The sequence below is a fragment of the Phycisphaeraceae bacterium genome (assembly GCA_019636675.1).
Taxonomy (GTDB): domain Bacteria; phylum Planctomycetota; class Phycisphaerae; order Phycisphaerales; family UBA1924; genus JAHBXC01.
Window position 1 is genome coordinate 1,217,796 of sequence record JAHBXC010000001.1, and the last position, 16,395, is coordinate 1,234,190.

Consider the following 16,395-nt stretch of genomic DNA (forward strand, 5'->3'; position numbering starts at 1 on the left):
ACACCATGCCCAGCCACGCAGGCGCCCATCACGAGACCACGCTCCCCCCGCCCGATCAGCTCGACCGGAGCGACTTCGATCTCGTCCTGCGCCGGCTCGCCGACGACCTCGCGTTCGGCGCCGATAACTCGCTGTTCGTGGGCAGCGGGCTCGAGTACGCCGGCTCGCGACCCTACCAGCGCGGCGACTCGGTCCGGCTGCTGAACTGGCGCCTGACGGCGCGCACCGGCAAGCCCTTCGTCCGAGAGTACGAAGCGCTCAAGCGGTCCTGCCTCTACATCATCCTCGACACCTCGTCGTCGATGGGTGTCGGCTCGACGACGCTGACCAAGCACGACATCGGCGTGTGGGTCGCCGCCGGCATCGGGCTCGTCGGGCAGCGCCGGATGAGCCCCGTCGCGATCGTGGGCGCCGGCGAGCGCACGTCGCCGGTCGTTCCGAGTCTGCGTCGCGCCGACCTGTGGCGCACGCTCGAGCCCCTGCGCGCTCGGCCCGAGGGCGAGCAGACCCGGCTCGCGGACCGGCTGAACGACCTCGCGGCCCGGGCCACTCGCGCGAGTCTGTTCGTCGTCATCAGCGACCTGCACGACCCCAACGCGATCGGCGCGATCCGGCGCGCGTCGCAACGCCACGACTGCATGGTGATCCACACCCAGGACCCGGCCGAGACCGAGCCGCTGCGCGCCGGGTTCATGCGCGCGCGCGAAGCCGAGACCGGGCGCGAGTTCTTCGCGAGCGGGCGCAGCCGCTGGGATGAATCGCCCGAGCTGCACGCCGACCTGCTGCGCTGCGGCGTGGACTGCCTTCGGCTCCGGACCGACGCGTCGTTCATCGCGCCGCTGCGCCGCTTCCTCGCCGAGCGCGGCGGGCTGACCAGGGGGCATCGATGAGGCGCATCGCTCGAGCACGACGACTCTCGCTCGCGTGCGCGGCGGCCCTCGCGTCGATCGCGATCGCCGCGAGCGGCGCGCCCGCGCTGCGAGGGGTCGTCTCGACGGTCGAGATCGACTACCCGCACGGGGCGATCCGACCCAAACCCGTGACCGATCCCGATCAGCCCGTCCTGCTGCGCGTCGCGCCCCTCGGGGACGACCGCTATCGCGTCGAATACCTCGCGCTGGTCAGCGGCGTGCAAGATCTGGCTCTCTATCTCGAGCGGGCCGACGGGCGCCCGGCGACGGGCCTTGGCGAGCTCCCGGTGACGGTCGTCACGCAGCTGCCCCCCTCGCACGGGTCCGATGTGTTCGGCATGCGAACGCCGGGATTCCGGCTTTCGTCCCATTATCGTGCGGCGATGGTCGTGTTCGCAGTCGCGTGGCTCGCCGTGCCGGTCGTCGCGCTGACGCGGCGCGCGCTGCGCAGGCGCGAACCGGCTCTGCCCCCGGCGCCTGCGCACGAGCCCACGCCATCCGAATTGCTGCGCGAGGCGTTGCGCGACGCGAAGCAGCGGGAACTGACCACCGCCGAGCGCGGGCGCCTCGAGTTGTTGCTGTACCAGACTCTCCGCGGCGAGGCCCAACGGGCGTGCGTCCCGGGCTCGGACGAACTCGCGAGATCCATCGCCGAGCTGCGGCGAGACCCGCGGACCGCGGGCGTCGTCATCGCGGTCGAGCGATGCCTGCACGCCGGGCGCACCGCCGGGATCGCGGAGGCGGTCGCCGCGATCGAGGCGCACGAGCGCGCCTCGGGGGCGATGGCATGACCTTCTCGCACCCCTGGGTCCTGGCGTTGCTGACGATCCCCGTGCTGCTCGGGTGGTCCGTGATCTCTCGCGCCGCCGGCGTGACGCTGCCTTTCGACCATGTGCGCCACGCGGACCGGCGCTGGACCCGCCGCGCACTGGGCGTGTTCGACGCGGTCCCGCTGCTGGCGCTGGCGACGGCGATCGTGATCCTCGCAGGCCCCCAGACGCTGCAGCAGCCGCGCAGCGAGCGCCTGCTGACCAACATCCAGATCTGCATGGACGTGTCGGGCAGCATGGCGGGGCGGAACTATCAGATCGCGAGCGAGGCGATCGAGAGTTTCACCCACGCGCGCGAGGGCGACGCCTTCGGGCTCACGATCTTCGGCGTGCAGCAGGTGCGCTGGCTGCCGCTCACGAAGGACCTGCAGGCGGTCCGCAACGCGATGCCCTTCGCGAACCCCGAGAACCAGCCGCCCCACATGATGGGGACGATGATCGGGGCTGCGCTGCGCTTCTGCATGCACAACATGGAGGCGGAGGGCGCCGAGGGCGACCGCATGATCATCCTTGTCTCGGACGGCGTGAGCTTCGACCTGCGCGACGGCGAGGAGTACGACATCGCCGACGAGCTGCTCGCCGCCGGGATCACGGTGTACCACATCCACGTCGACGAATCGAGCGTCCCGCCAGAGGTCGCCGAGCTGGCGAAGCTGACAGGGGGCGACAGCTTCCACGCCACGGACGCGCAGAACCTCAAGGCGATCTTTGCCCACATCGACCGGATGCGCCCGGCGAGATTCGCGCAGGTCGGCGCCGTGCCGATGGATCATTTCCGGCCCTTCACGATCGCGGCGCTCGGGCTGTTCGCGATGCATCTGGCCGGGCTCGCGGGGCTGAGGTACACCCCATGGTGACCTACGCACTGCTCGCGATCGCCGCCCTCTCGCTGGCGGCATGGGCGGAGCGCCGGCACGCACGCCGGGTGCGGCGCGTCGCGCGCCTCGCGTTCGGCCCGGGCGGGCCAGCGCCCTGGACGCGTGTTGCGCCCGTGGTGCGCTGCGTGGGCGTGGGTCTGGGCGTGTGGGGCGCACTCGTGCTGATGAACCACGACCCGCGCGCCGTCGAAGTAGAGCCATCGCCGCGCGCAGCGCGCCAGCTGCTCGTGGTGCTCGATGTCTCGCCCAGCATGAACCTGAAGGACGCCGGCCCCGGCCCCGACAAGATGACGCGCGCCCGCTGGGCGGGCCGGATCTTCCAGGGCGTGCTCGACCGGATCGACATGAAGGACACGCGCATCTCGATGGTGGCCTTCTACACCAAGGCGCTGCCGGTCCTGCAGGACACGACCGACAAAAGCATCGTCGCGAACATGATGGACGGCATGCCGCTGTATGTCGCCTTCCATCCGGGCGAGACGGACATGCAGGCCGGGCTCGCCGCGGCGTTCGAGATGTGCAAGGGCTGGGCGCGCGGGTCGACGACGCTGGTGGTCATCAGCGACGGCGACCTGAAGCGCCCACCCTCGCCGCCCCGGCGCCCGGCGTCTATCTCGGATGTGATCGTGATCGGCGTGGGCGACCCGGACCGCCCGACGGTGATCTCCGGGCACAGCTCGCGCCAGGATCAATGGACGCTCAAGCAGCTCGCCGCGAGTCTGGGCGGGCATTACCACGAGGGCAACACAAGACATCTCCCCAGCGCGGTGATCGGCGGGCTGGGCATGGTGGCGCCGCGCGTGTCCGACGCGATCGGGCTGCGCGAAGCGGCGTTGGTGTCGCTGGGGCTTGGGGCATCGATGACAGGGCTGATCGGGCCGGCGCTGCTGCTGGCCGGGTCGGCGCGAACGACGCGGCGTGGCTCCGCCGAGACCGCTCGCCGCACACGAATACTCGCCGAAGGAGGCGCCGCATGAGACTCACCCGCGTCGCGTGGTCCGTCTGGGCCCTGCTCCCCGTGGTCGCGCTGACCTATCACTACGGCCCCGGCCAGCGCCTGTTCAGCGAGGACCGCGCGGCGCGGGTTCTCGAGACGGCGCAGCGAGCGCAGGCCGACGCGGCCCTGGCGCAGGACGCGGCGTACGAGAAGCACCTGGCAGCGATCCTGGCGCGCGACGCCGCGAGGGAGAACGACGACCCTGCGCTGCAGGCCCGGGCGCAGCGCGCCGTCGAAGAAGAGAACGCGGCGTACGCGCTGGCGGCGAGCGAGTGGAAGCGCACCGCCGAGGCCCTGACGGAAGCGTTGACACTGATGGAAGACAGCGCGCCGGAAGCGCAGCAGCGCGTGCGGCTCGCCCGGGCGCGCGCGCTGGTGCGATCGGGCGACATCGGCGCCGGCGCGAACGAGCTCGAAGACATCGTCGACTGGCACGGGGCGGTGGGGAGGCCCGACGCCGACATCGCGCTGCAGGCACGCGAAGAGCTGGCGACCGCGTACTACTACGGAGCACGCCTGCTGCGCCTCGCCGGGCGCCCCAGCGCCGAATGGCGAGAGGTCTCGGGTCGCGCGCGACAGAACTACCGGTATCTCGCCGAGCACGCTGGCCTCAACGGCAACGCCAACGCGATGACAGTCGCCCACCACCAGATGAACGGCGAGCTCGTGCTCAACCTCGAGCAGAGCGCGATGAACGAGCTCTACGCCGCGGCTCGCCCGAGGGAGTCGCCCCAGTGCGACGGCAATGGCAACGGGCTCGGCAAACTCAAGGCCAGGGGGCGCGGCAGACCACGCGGCGAGGATCCCGGCGCGGGCGCCGGCTTCAACGGCGAGATCGGGCGCGGCTGGTGAGCAGAGACCACGAGAACCGCCAACGACGGGTGTCACGGCGCGGAGGCACGACGATGAAGTTCAGTCACGAGCACCGGATGATGCTGCTGGCCGCCCTCGCGGCGTCGCTCTGCTGCGGCGCCGTCCTGGCGCAGCAGGTCGACGAAGACCACGACGAGGACGCCCCCCCTCCCGGCATGATGATGCCCGGCGCCCCCGGCGCTGCGCCAGCGCAAGGCGCCGGCCCCTCGGCGGAGGAGATCGAGGCCCTGCGGGCCGAGTACGAGTCGCTCTCCGAGACCGAGCGCACCGAGATGCGCGCGTACTACGCCGATATGGGCGTGAATCTCGACGCGCTGCTCGGGCTGTCGGCGGCGCGTACGGCGCAGGTCACGCGCGCGACCGAGATCACGATGGCGATGCGCGAGATGAACTTCCAGCGCACGCCGCAGGCGGTGCTCTCGGCGCGCGCGGAGCTGGGCTTCGGGCGCGTGCCGCACCCGAACGCGCAGAGCGCGCCGGCGCAGGACATCGCGCGCTGGATCCACCTGCATGTGATGGCCGGTGACTGGGCGACGCTGGCGCAGTTTCTCGGGTCGCGCCCCGACGCCGAGGCGGAGGCGCTGTACGCCTTCATCGTGCAGTCGCTGAACCGGGGCGACCCGGGCCTGCTGCCCGAAGAGGTTCTGGCGCTGGCGGAGGCCTCGCCGACCGAGTTCAAGGCGTGGCAGACGACCGCGCTGGGCGCGATGCTGGGCGTGACCGCGAAGAAGCACAGCGTCGACTCGCTGCTCGCGCGGATCGGCGAGGGCACGCGCTGGTTCGGCCCGCAGGACGCGCAGCGTCGACGCCGCACCGTGGAGTTCCTCGCCGGGGGCGGGCTGGTGATCGACGCGTACGACTATCTCCCGCCGCTGGACGAGGCGAGGGCCGCCGGCGACGCCGAGATCCTGCTGGTGCACGCGCGATACAAGCACGACCTGGCGTCGAACGCGCTCGCGGGCGCCGAGTCCGACGCGGCGCGTCTCGACGCGTGGGACCTGTTCTGCGAGGTTTCGCTGATGGCGCGCGCGTCGTCGGAATCGAAGCGAGAGGCGATGCGTCACGCCATCGGGATGATGAACCGGGTCCCTCGCGCGAGGGTCAACCCGTGGCTGACGAGCGTCTTCGCGAGCGACTCGCTGGGCCCGGTCGCTCTGGAGATCATGGCGATGACCGCCGTCGCGATCGGCGACTCGCAGCAGGACGTCGAGCAGCGCGCGCAGGCCGTGCTCACGCTGAAGGAAGGCGTGGACATCCTGCTGGCGCGCGAGGAGATCGATTCATCGACGCTGCGCGTGCCCCTGCGCATGCTCACGACGGCGTTGGTGGCCGAGATGGAGAACACCTCGAACCGCAAGGGCCAACAGCACGTGGTGGCGCGCGACGCACAGCTCCTGCTGCGCGCCGTCCCCAGCAAGCGCTGGCTCGACGCGCTCGAGCCCAGTCTCGCCACACGCGTGGCGCGCGCGTCGATCTCGCTGGCGATGCTCTCCGACGAGACCGACATGGCGCTGGAGCTGCTGCACGACGCGATCGGGCGCTCTCCCACGCGCGCGACCGAGCTTGCCGATCACTTCCTCGACCGCTGGCAGCAGCGCCTCTCGCCCGCTGCGCCGGACTACGACGACGAGATGTACTGGTACTACCGCCAGTTCACGCCGATGGCCCCGCTCACCAGGGGGCGTCAGCGCCGCAACCTCGACCGGCTGGACGCGCTCATCGGGCTTCTCCGAGAGTCTGGCGTCGACCCCCGCGCACTGCCCAGCGTGGTCTCGACCTTCCAGGCGTGCCACGCGAGGACCGAGGTCTATGAGCGTGCCGACATCGTGCGCGTGCTGGGTGAGATCGACGCGATGCCACCCTCCACCGCCGCCGGGCTGGCGCAGAGCATGGGCGCGAGTCTGAACGGCGACTGGCGCAGCCGCACCGTGCAGCGTCAGTCCGGCACAAAGCGTTCCGACACCGAGATCGCGCTCCTCGTCGACCGGGGCTACGCGCTCGCCCTGGAGCTGATTGAGAGCGCCGTGGCGAACGAGCCCGACTCGTGGAAGCACGCCGTCGTGCGCGCCGGGCTGACCTACGACCGCATGCAGTTCCAGCAGAGCCAGGGGCGGATCGGCGACGCGGCGAGGCAGATCGAGTACCAGCGTGACGCGTTCGATGCCTTCGCGCAGGCGGCGCGGCGCTACGCCGAGGCGCTGGAGCGGGGCGACGAGCGCGACGACCCCGGCATCTACCGGCGCTGGTTCGGCGCCGCGATGGGCGCCGCCGAGCTGAGTTTCCTGCGAGTGGACGACCTGCCTCGCGAGGGCTCGCTACAGGACGACCAGATCGCGCTGATCCGCGCGTCGATCGAGTCGCTGCCCGAGGAGGCGCGCGAGCGCCACTTCGCCGAGTTCACGCGGTTCGTGCAGGCAGCCGCCGCCGGCGCCGCCCCGGAGGTCAAGCCGCGCCTCGTGACGCACGCGCTGCGCGTCGTGGGCGACCACCCGGCCGCCGCGTCGCTGCGCGCGATGGACGAGCTGTACCGCGACCTCGTGAAGGACGAGATCAAGCTCCGGCTCGCGCTCGACGGGACCGATCGCGTCGGGGTCGAGCAGCCCTTCGGGGTGCTCGTGTCGTTCCGGTTCACCAACTCGGTGGACCGTGAGACCGGCGGGTTCTCGAAGTATCTCCAGAACGGCATGTGGGGGCGTCGGGGCAACATCTACACCCAGATCAACTACCGCGACGAGCTCCAGAAGGCCATCGAGACCTCGCTGAGCAAGCGGTTCAACGTGGAGGCGATCGGGTTCTTCGACGCGTTCATGCCTTCGCGGGGCGTCGTCGAGGAGGGCCAGGATGGCTGGCTCGAAAAGCCGCTCGCCTATGTCGTGCTCACGCGCAAGGACCCGAGCATCGACCGCCTGCCCCCGATCGTCCTCGACATGCAGTTCAACGATCAGAACGGGCCGGTCACGCTCGCCGTCTCGAGCAACACCCCCCTGCTCGCGATCGGGACTGCCCACGAGCGACGCCCCGTGCACGATCTCTCGGTCGCGCAGGTCGTCGACCTGCGCGATGTCGCGTCGGGCTCGAACGCCGCCGCCGCGACGCTCGAGGTCAGGATGCGAGGCAAGGGCGTGCTGCCCGATGTGCGCGACGTGCTCGCCGGGCTCGAAGAGGCGCTTCCCGGGTACTCGATCGCCGAGGGCGGCGTCGAGGCCCAGCCCCCGGTGCTGCTGCAGGAAGGCACGCTCCAGACCGGCATGTTCGGCTGGGGCGCGCCGACCGAACCCAAGGACGGCTATCCCGAACCCGACGCCGACGGCATGTACCGACTCGGCTCAGAGCGCATCTTCACCGTGACCTACACGCCGGGGGACGGGCAGGCCGGGCGCGCCTTCCGCGTGCCGACGCTGCGGGACGGGATCGCGGCGACGCTGGAAACCCGGCGCTACGACGATTTCGACATCGTGCCCGTCAGCAGCGCCTCGATCGCGATCGCGCCGTCCCCTGCGTCGCGAGTGCGTCTCATCGTCGCGGCGCTGGCGGTCGTGCTCGTCGCGGCCGGAGCGGCGTTCGCGTTCCTGCGGCGATCGCCGCGCCTCGACGAGCGCACCGGCGCGATCGAGCCGCCGCGGATGACGCCGCTGGGCGTTGTGACGTCCCTGCGCCGTCTGCACGCGCAGCGCGCGGATTCGCTCGATCGCAAAACGCGCGACGCGCTGCTGACCGACATCCGCGACCTGGAGCTGAAGTATTTCGGGCCGGGCGCCGCGGTCGAGAGCAACGGCGATCTGCGCCCCGTGGTCGAGCGGTGGTCGCGCGAGCTGGCCGGGCCGTCGCGCGGCGTGTGACGAGATCCGGAACGACAACGCCCCGCGAGACAAGCTCGCGGGGCGCAGTGAGGTTGCGTGATGTCCCGGTGCGTTCAGCGACGACGGCGGGCGCCCGCGAGGAGCCCCATCCCGAGCAGCGCCGCGGCTCCGGGGGTGGGAACCGCGTTGAACTGGATGATGCTGAAGTTGCCCTGGAGACCGGTCGTGGCCTCGTAGCCGCTCTGCCAGGCGGCGCTGAAGAGCGATCCGTAGCCGGGCGTGCTGGTGATGAGCGCGTCGACGCTGCGCGAGGTCGCCGTGCTGCCTGTGTGACGGATCTCGACGAGGAGGTTTCCGCCGGTGTACACATACCCCGAGTCGAACCCGATGCTCGGGCCGAAGTCATTGGGGGTGACGCCCGAGGGGAAATCGCCCGCGCCGAACAGCAGCGAGCCGGAGCGCACCTGAGTCTGCGGGCCGACGACGTTGTCGGCGAAGGTGAGGCTGCGCGCCGAGGGATCGACGCTCTGGCTGAGATAGATGTCGTAGTTCGAGAAGAACGCGTCGCTCGTCGGCCAGGGGACCGTCGCGTTGGCCGGGATCCGGAACGTGAGCCCGGTCAGCTCGAGCCCGACGAGACTGGTGAGCAGCGACTCGTGCATCAGCAGCTGGTAGGTGCGAGCGGTGCTCGCCAAAGGCCCGACGAACACGCCGGTTCCGGGCGCGTTCTCATAGTCGCTCGGGACGACCTGGCGGATGTCGGCGTGCGCGCCGGTAGCGACAGCGCAAGCCATAAGTGCGGCGATCAGCTTCATTAGATCCCTCCTGTGTGTACCGCGGGTTTGCCCGCGGCGGACGCGTTTCTGAGCGCGCCTCCTACAGCGCGCTCGCTCCGAAGAATGACGCACGGGGCCTCCCGGCCCGCACCGCGCCGCCCCCCTGATGGAGCGACCAGACTATCGGACAGCCGGTGGATATGCAAGAACATTCCCCGGACGCACGCCGTCACCGCCGATTCCTCTAAACAATTGTGAAAAATGCACTTATGCCGATGTCCGCCTGGTCTTGCCCGATTTTTCATCACCACGCTGCTCGATTCTGCATCCCCCGAACGTGCACGACGTAATACTATGTGTCCCATAGTATGCGGAACACACCTTTGCGGGAGACCGTGCCGATGCGGATCGAAACCGAACTCATGCGCGGCGCCGGGCCCGTCGCGGTCCTCAAGCTCCTCGAGCGCGGCGAGATGTACGGCTACGAGCTCGTCGAGGCCCTCGAGCGGCGCAGCGAGGGCGTGCTCGCGATGGGCCAATCCACGCTCTACCCCATGCTCTACAACCTCGAGGCCAAGGGGCTCGTCGCCAGCGAATGGCGCGAAGCGGACTCGGGGCGCAAGCGAAAGTACTACTCGCTCACCAGCGCTGGGCGCGCGCGTCTCGCGTCGGACTCGGAGCAGTGGTCGGCGCTCGCGCAGGCGATGGCCTCGCTCGGGGTGATCCGGGGGAACCTCGCGAGCGGGAGGGCGCTGGCATGAGCACGACCGCTTCAGGCGCCGGGCGATCGCTGGACTGGCGACGCGTGCGCAAGACGCCCCTGCGCGACCTGCTGCGCGGGCGGGTGACGGGGCGGCTCGACGCCGCGATCATCGCGAGGGACGCCGGGCTCCCCGAGCGGCTGGCGTCGATCGTGGGCGTCACGGCCCGTCGCACGCGCCTGTTCAGGCGCGAGCGGGCTGATGTCGCGCAGGAGATCATCGACCACTTCCGCGACGGGCTCGACGCGGGGCGGACCGCGCAGGAACTCGTCGACTCGTTCGGAGACCCGCGCACCGCCGCTCGGCTGATCGGGCGGGCGAAGCGGCGCGATCGCGCCGTCGCCCTGCGCATGATGGTCGCGTCCGCGAAGGCGGCGGGGCTCGTCGTGGGCCTGCTGTTCCTTGTCTATCTCGGGTTGGCGGCGAGGTATCACACCACGAAACCAGGTCCGATCGTGGACTATCTCGCGATCCTCAACGCCCCGGCGGCGGCACTGCCGGAAGCCGATCGCGCGTGGCCGCTGTACCGGGAGGCGCTGCTCGGCTCCACGCTGCGCGCCGATCTGGCGAAAGCGGACAGCGCGATGCGCCCGGGGTGGCGCGACTGGGACAGCGTCGCCGGGTCGCTCCGCGCGAACGCCCCCTGGCTCAAGCGCCTGCGAGAGGGCGCCGCGAAGCCGGGGCTCGGCATGCAGGTGCACTACGGCGTGAGCGACGAGGACGCGGCGCTGTGGCCCGATCTCGCGGCAGCGCAGCCGGAGTCGACCGGCACGCTCGGCCTGATCGACATCCTCCTCCCGCAACTCGCCGAGCTCCGGCGCATCTCGGTGTGGTTCGTGCTGGACACGCGACTGGCTCGGGAGGATCGCGATGCGGATCGCGTCGTGGCGAACCTCGAGTCGCTTCTGGGCATCGCGGACCACGCGCGGCAAGTCCCCTTTCTCATCAGCGAGATAGTCGCTGTCACGATCGGGCGGCTCGCGTTCGGCGCGATCTCCGAAACGATCGCAAACGACACTGCACTGCTGTCGGACGCTGACCTCGCGCGACTCGCGCACCGGGTCAGCGCGTACCCGGGGGACGGTCGTCCGGTGGTTCGACTCGACACCGAGCGGGCTTTCTACTACGACTTCGTGCAGCATATCTACTCGCTCGACCGAAACGGCGACGGGCGGCTCGTGCCCGGTTGGCTGGAGCGGTACGACATGGCCATGAACTCCGCGGCGTACGCGAGCGCCGACGCCGCGGCTCGCGCCCAGGACGCGGCGTTCGGCCCGCTGCTGTCGGCGATCACGCTCAGTCGTAAGGAAGCGCTCGAAGCGTACGACGGTTCTCTCGATCGCGCGATCGCGTGGATGCAAACGCCGCCCTGGGAGCGTGAGGGGTTCGATCACTCCTCCATTCCGACCGAGTCGTTGCTCGGGCGTGCGCGGTATTGGATTCTGGAGTTCCTTCTGCCCTCTCTCGAGAACGCGCTCTTGCAGGGCGAGCAAGTCGAGACCAAGCGCGATGCGACCACCGTGGTCCTCGCGCTCGAGCTGCACCGGCGGCGTCACGGCGAGTGGCCAGCGTCGCTCGACGAGCTCGTGCCGGCGCTCCTGCCGCGCGTGCCGCGGGATCCCTTCGACGGCGGGCCGCTGAAATACGCGGTGCGCGACGGTCGCCCCGTGCTCTACAGCATCGGGAATGACTACATCGACGACGGCGGCGTGGCGCCCCTGCCGAGCGACCGACCGGCTGCGCCAGCGAACCCCTCGCAGTGGCGCTCTCGCGCGAGCGTGCAGAACCTGCTCGCGCAGGCCGATTCTCCCGGCGCGCGAGCGCCGTACAGCTGGGAGCGAGCGCCCGGCGTCGTCCGGGGGGATTGGGTGTTCTTCCCGCCCACCCCGCCCCGGCAGCCCTTGCCCGAGCCGCGCGCCGACCCCTTCGCCCCGGAGCCGTGATCGCGGCGCATCCCTCGAGCACGCCCGGCCATACCGGACCAAAGGCGAGCTCTCCCCGTCGCACGCAGGGTTTTTTCTTCCCTGCGCAGCCAAAATGCTGTACGCTCGGATGACCCCCGAGAGGCCGGCGCGCGCCCGGCTTCGGCTCCCCCACTGACAGAGGGCATCCGATGCGAAAGATCCACGGTCTCGTTCACGCGGTGACGCTCGCGGCGCTGGCCGGCGCGGCGATTTCCGCCCAGCCCGACGCACTCCCCGGCGCCTACGACAACGGCGATCAGTTCGTCCAGCACAACGGGGTCGTCTATCGGGTGCAGAAAGCCGTCGTCGACGGCGAGCCGGTGCGGACATTCCACCTTGGCGACCGCGCGTTCACCGACGCCGAGCTGCGCGCCATGGTCGCGGCGCAGGCGCCCAAGATCCTCAGCGACGACGCCTCGGCGCTGGCGGCGACCGCTCGCGCCGACGAGACGGTCCGGCTCGCGGTCATGCTGCGCCCCCAGCCGGCGTCGCCGATCGCGCGGGTCGCACGCGCCCGGATCGAGGGCGACCTTCGCACGCTCTCCCGCGCCGCGCTCGATGTGACGAGCCGGTTCCTGCCGCAGGAGCGGCTCGAGCCCGACGCGGAGCGCGCGTGGGTGGTCCCCGAGATCCCGCCCGACGCGCTGGCGGAGCGCAGGGCGTTCTCTCGCGCTCTCGACTCTTTGCTCGACGGGACTCGGCGCGAGATGGCGGCGCGCATCCACGAGGCGAACCTGCCCCACCAGCAGACGCTGGAGTCGTTCGTCGTTGACGCGCTGGGCGGGAGCGTCTACGCGCGCACGACGCACGGGATGAGCATGATGTTCGTCGAGATCCCGGCCGGCGCGATCGAGCGGCTCGCGGCGCACGAGCTCGTCGCGACCATCGATATCGACCACGCAGGCGAGCCCGAGCTCGACAACATGGCGATCTCGCTCGGGCTGACGACGGGATTCTGGGCCAACGGCATCACCGGCGGCGTGCACGACATCGGCGTGCTCGACACGGGCGTGCAGCAGAATCACCCGAACCTCTCCCCGCACAATTTCCTCAGCAACATGGGGACGACCGACACGGGCACGCACGGCACGGGCATGGCCGGCATCATGGCGTCGACGCACCCGACCTGGCGCGGGATGAGTTACGGGATCGACACGATCGTCGTGGCGCGAGCCGGCGCGATCGGCACCTCGATGCCCGGCATGAACTACATCGCGTCCACGGGCGTGCCCGAGGCGGTCAACTACTCGTTCGGCAACGGGACCGCGAGTTCGAGCGACTACAACACCACCGACCAGTTCTTCGACGGGACGATCCACACTTTCGGGTTCATGGTCTCGAAGTCCGCCGGCAACGGCGGGTTCGGCAGCGGCAACCCGACGATCACCCACCCGGCGCCGGCCTACAACCTGATGGCGACGGCGAACATGGACGACTTCAACAACACCAACCGTGCGACGCACCGCATCACCTCGTCCAGCAGCCGCGGGCCGACGGTGCTCGGGCGCAAAAAGCCCGACATCACCGCCCCAGGCAACAACTCGTTCTCGACCACTCCCAGCGGCGGGTTCGCGAACATCGGCGGCACGAGCAGCGCCGCGCCGAAGGTTGGGTCGGGGATCGTGCTTCTCTGGGACGCCGGCGTGACGAATGTGATGGCCGGCAAGGCGATCCTCATCAACACCGCCGACGCGATGAACGACAACGGGACCTCGAGCACCGCGGACGATGTCTATGTCGACGGTTCGCTGTGGAACCGGCGCTACGGCTGGGGCTACATGAACCTCGGGCGCGCGTACCTCAATGTCAACAATGTGTTCTTGAGCTCGGTGACCGGGCGCAACGCCGCCCAGCCGTACCGCTTCTACGCGGGCCCGATGCAGCCGTTCGACAAGGCGACCCTCGTGTGGGAGCGTCATGTCGCGTACAACGGGGCGACCTTCCCGACGCAGATCGAGTCGCTGAGCGACCTGGACCTCTGGGCGTATCGCGAGCTGACCAACGCGGGCATCGCCGCGTCGACGAGCTCGATCGACAACGTCGAGCAGCTCCACAACACGCAGGCGCAGCCGGTCTCGTCGGTCGTGCTCAAGGTGTCGGCGTTCGGCAACTTTGATCCGGATGTCCCGAACGAAGCGTTCGCTCTCGCCACGCCCAGCGGCTTCTCGGCGCGCGTCGGCCCGTCGCTGGGAAGCGTGACGCACCTCGCCCCGACGCTCCCGGCCGGTCAGACCGCGACGCTCAAGGTCTCGGTGCAGAACATCGGCGACCTCACGGCGCACAGCGTGAGCGCAGCCCTGGCGAGCCAGGCAGGCTTCACGGTGCTCAGCGGGCCCGTGCCCGCCTCGGTCGCGAGCGTCTCGCCCGGGGCGAGCGCCACCTTTGAGTGGCAGGTCATCACCCCCAGCGCGCCGAACAGCTATCTGCTGCAGGTTTCGACGAGCACGACCTCCTACGGCGAGACGATCACCGGATCGCCCCGCTTCTCGGTCGCCGTCGGCGGTTGCCCCGGCGACTCGAACGGCGACGGCGTGGTCAACTTCTCAGACCTCAACGCGGTGCTCACGAGCTTCGGCGCGACGGGCGCGCCCGGCTCGCTCACGGGCGATGTGAACGGCGACGGCGTCGTCAACTTCTCAGACCTCAACCTCGTGCTGTCCAACTTCGGCCTCGACTGCAACTAAACCGACGCCCCGCTCTCCCGGATCAGCGATTCCCAGGCCCCCTGCGCGGGCAACGCGCGGGGGGCTTTCGCGCGCCGAACCACGCGATGCGCTCGCCCCTATCCGTTAGACTCGCCCTCTCGCGGCTCGCACCACGCGGGCGCGTCTGCCCCCCAGCGAAGGACCCGAACTCTCGCCATGAGCAACGCCACGCCCTCGTCCCAGCCGTCAGGTCGCACCAAGCGCTCGCTCCTCGACTACGTCGAGATCGCCGGGAACCGGCTGCCGGACCCCTCGATCCTCTTCATGCTCGGCGCGCTGCTGGTCATGGTCGCGTCGGCGGCGGCGACCTGGACCGGGTGGGAAGTCGTGAAGAAGGTGCCCGTGCAGGTGACCGACCCGTCGACCGGCGTGACCACGCTGGAGCTGGTCCCGTCGATGATCGAGGTCGCGACGGTGAACGAGGCGGGCGAGCGCGTCGTCGAGATGCGCGAGGAGGTGCTGACAGCGGTGAACCTGCTGACCTCGGACGGGATCTATTGGGCGCTTCGCTCGATGGTGAAGAACTTCATGGACTTCCCGCCCCTGGGCATCGTTCTCGTGGGAATGCTGGGCATCGGCGTCGCGGAGCGGACGGGGCTGATCGCGGCGCTGCTGAAGCTGTTCATGCTCATCACGCCGCGGAAGCTGCTCACGCCGGCGATGGTGTTCATCGGGGTGATGAGCTCGCTGGCGTCGGACGCGGGGTATGTGGTGCTGCCCCCGCTGGCGGCGCTGCTGTTCATCTCTGTGGGTCGTTCGCCGATCGTGGGGATCGCGGCGGTCTTCGCCGGGGTGGCCGCTGGTTTCAACGCAAACCTGCTGGTGACGGGGCTCGACCCGCTGCTCGCCGGGCTTTCGACCACCGGCGCGCAGTTCGTGGACCCGGGGTACGTGGTGAACCCGGCCGCGAACTGGCTGTTCATGATTGCGTCGACCTTCATGGCGACGCTGGCCGGCTGGGCGGTGACGCACTGGGTCGTCGAGCCTCGGTTTGAGAAGAAGTCGCCCGAGAACGGGGGCCCGAGCCGCGATGGGGGCGAGGGGCTCGAGGCGCAGCGCCTCACGCCCGAGGAGAAGCGCGGCGTTCGTTTCGCTGGAGTCGTCGCCCTCGTCGGCCTGCTGGTCGTGGCGCTGAACGTGGTGATCCCCGGCTTCCCGCTGCACGGGAAGGGCGTGGTCTTCGACCGCTGGGCCGAGGCGATCGTCCCGCTGCTGTTCATCCTGTTCCTTCTCCCGGGCGTCGCGTTCGGGATCAGCAACAAGACGATCGGGTCGTCGAAGGACCTCGCGCGCCTGATGACCGAATCGATGGCCTCGATGGCGCCGATCATCGTGCTGGCGTTCTTCGCGGCGCAGTTCGTCGAATACTTCCGCTACTCGAACCTGGGGGCGATGCTGGCGGTCAGCGGGGGCGAGTTCCTCGCGACCGCCGGGCTGCCGACCTTCCTGCTGCTGCTGGCGTTCATCCTGCTGACCGCGGTGTTCAACATGTTCGTCGGGTCGATGAGCGCGAAGTACGCGCTGTTCGCGCCGATCTTCATCCCGATGCTCATGCTCGTGGGCATCAGCCCCGAGCTGACCCAGGCGGCGTACCGCATCGGCGACTCGGTGACCAACATCATCACGCCTCTGAACGCGTACCTGATCATCATCCTCGTGTACATGCAGAAGCACGACAAGAGCGCCGGGATGGGCACGCTGATCGCGACGATGCTCCCCTACACGATCGCGCTGACGATCGGGTGGTGCGTCATGCTTGGCGTGTGGCTGTGGCTGGGCATCCCGCTGGGGATCCCGTTCGAGACCGGCCCGCTGGAGTACGTGCCGACCGGCTCGCGCTGAGCCCCGCCGCCCGGAGAGGCGGTGTATAGTCCGGCCACGCCGCGAAGGCTCCGGCGCA

The 16,395-nt window shown here is 70.0% G+C and carries 11 protein-coding genes; 10 read left to right on the top strand and 1 reads right to left on the bottom strand.

Annotated elements, in window-relative coordinates; all coding sequences use genetic code 11:
• Positions 1-5: 5 nt before the first annotated feature.
• The 6 genes from KF684_05270 to KF684_05295 are packed head-to-tail and all read left to right on the top strand — an operon-like array spanning position 6 to position 8,328.
• Positions 6-890, top strand: coding sequence for a DUF58 domain-containing protein (locus KF684_05270; GenBank protein ID MBX3352323.1), 885 nt, complete (start codon positions 6-8; stop codon positions 888-890).
• Complete coding sequence (locus tag KF684_05275; GenBank protein ID MBX3352324.1) at positions 887-1,702, top strand: hypothetical protein; 816 nt, start codon at positions 887-889, stop codon at positions 1,700-1,702. The genes KF684_05270 and KF684_05275 overlap by 4 nt, the downstream gene beginning before the upstream one ends.
• Positions 1,699-2,598 (top strand): VWA domain-containing protein, encoded by a 900-nt coding sequence (locus KF684_05280; GenBank protein ID MBX3352325.1) that lies wholly within the window; start codon positions 1,699-1,701, stop codon positions 2,596-2,598. Before KF684_05275 ends, KF684_05280 begins: the two co-directional genes overlap by 4 nt.
• Positions 2,592-3,596, top strand: coding sequence for a VWA domain-containing protein (locus KF684_05285; protein MBX3352326.1), 1,005 nt, complete (start codon positions 2,592-2,594; stop codon positions 3,594-3,596). The genes KF684_05280 and KF684_05285 overlap by 7 nt, the downstream gene beginning before the upstream one ends.
• Positions 3,593-4,468 (top strand): hypothetical protein, encoded by an 876-nt coding sequence (locus KF684_05290; protein MBX3352327.1) that lies wholly within the window; start codon positions 3,593-3,595, stop codon positions 4,466-4,468. The genes KF684_05285 and KF684_05290 overlap by 4 nt, the downstream gene beginning before the upstream one ends.
• A gap of 53 nt (positions 4,469-4,521) precedes the next feature.
• Positions 4,522-8,328, top strand: coding sequence for a hypothetical protein (locus tag KF684_05295; GenBank protein MBX3352328.1), 3,807 nt, complete (start codon positions 4,522-4,524; stop codon positions 8,326-8,328).
• A 74-nt stretch (positions 8,329-8,402) separates the two neighbouring features.
• On the opposite strand, the gene KF684_05300 is transcribed toward KF684_05295, so the two are convergent.
• The gene (locus KF684_05300) at positions 8,403-9,104 is read right to left on the bottom strand and encodes a hypothetical protein (protein ID MBX3352329.1); all 702 of its coding nucleotides are present in this window, start codon (positions 9,102-9,104) and stop codon (positions 8,403-8,405) included.
• A gap of 362 nt (positions 9,105-9,466) precedes the next feature.
• On the opposite strand from KF684_05300, the gene KF684_05305 reads away from it, so the two are divergent.
• The 4 genes from KF684_05305 (at position 9,467) to KF684_05320 (ending at position 16,337) form a co-directional block, all read left to right on the top strand.
• Positions 9,467-9,826, top strand: a complete 360-nt coding sequence (locus tag KF684_05305) for a helix-turn-helix transcriptional regulator (GenBank protein MBX3352330.1) — start codon at positions 9,467-9,469, stop codon at positions 9,824-9,826.
• A complete protein-coding gene (locus tag KF684_05310; GenBank protein MBX3352331.1) occupies positions 9,823-11,769 on the top strand; it encodes a hypothetical protein in 1,947 nt (648 codons plus the stop codon). Before KF684_05305 ends, KF684_05310 begins: the two co-directional genes overlap by 4 nt.
• A gap of 170 nt (positions 11,770-11,939) precedes the next feature.
• Positions 11,940-14,474: a S8 family serine peptidase gene (locus KF684_05315; GenBank protein MBX3352332.1), complete on the top strand. Its 2,535-nt coding sequence runs from the start codon at positions 11,940-11,942 to the stop codon at positions 14,472-14,474.
• 177 nt (positions 14,475-14,651) lie between these two features.
• Complete coding sequence (locus KF684_05320) at positions 14,652-16,337, top strand: AbgT family transporter (protein ID MBX3352333.1); 1,686 nt, start codon at positions 14,652-14,654, stop codon at positions 16,335-16,337.
• Positions 16,338-16,395 lie beyond the last annotated feature (58 nt).

Bases quoted from the DNA above. Each gene is read 5' to 3' on its own strand.
- KF684_05270 (MBX3352323.1), top strand. From the start codon at position 6: ATGCCCAGCCACGCAGGCGCCCATCACGAGACCACGCTCCCCCCGCCC.
- KF684_05275 (MBX3352324.1), top strand. From the start codon at position 887: ATGAGGCGCATCGCTCGAGCACGACGACTCTCGCTCGCGTGCGCGGCG.
- KF684_05280 (MBX3352325.1), top strand. From the start codon at position 1,699: ATGACCTTCTCGCACCCCTGGGTCCTGGCGTTGCTGACGATCCCCGTG.
- KF684_05285 (MBX3352326.1), top strand. From the start codon at position 2,592: ATGGTGACCTACGCACTGCTCGCGATCGCCGCCCTCTCGCTGGCGGCA.
- KF684_05290 (MBX3352327.1), top strand. From the start codon at position 3,593: ATGAGACTCACCCGCGTCGCGTGGTCCGTCTGGGCCCTGCTCCCCGTG.
- KF684_05295 (MBX3352328.1), top strand. From the start codon at position 4,522: ATGAAGTTCAGTCACGAGCACCGGATGATGCTGCTGGCCGCCCTCGCG.
- KF684_05300 (MBX3352329.1), bottom strand. From the start codon at position 9,104: ATGAAGCTGATCGCCGCACTTATGGCTTGCGCTGTCGCTACCGGCGCG.
- KF684_05305 (MBX3352330.1), top strand. From the start codon at position 9,467: ATGCGGATCGAAACCGAACTCATGCGCGGCGCCGGGCCCGTCGCGGTC.
- KF684_05310 (MBX3352331.1), top strand. From the start codon at position 9,823: ATGAGCACGACCGCTTCAGGCGCCGGGCGATCGCTGGACTGGCGACGC.
- KF684_05315 (MBX3352332.1), top strand. From the start codon at position 11,940: ATGCGAAAGATCCACGGTCTCGTTCACGCGGTGACGCTCGCGGCGCTG.
- KF684_05320 (MBX3352333.1), top strand. From the start codon at position 14,652: ATGAGCAACGCCACGCCCTCGTCCCAGCCGTCAGGTCGCACCAAGCGC.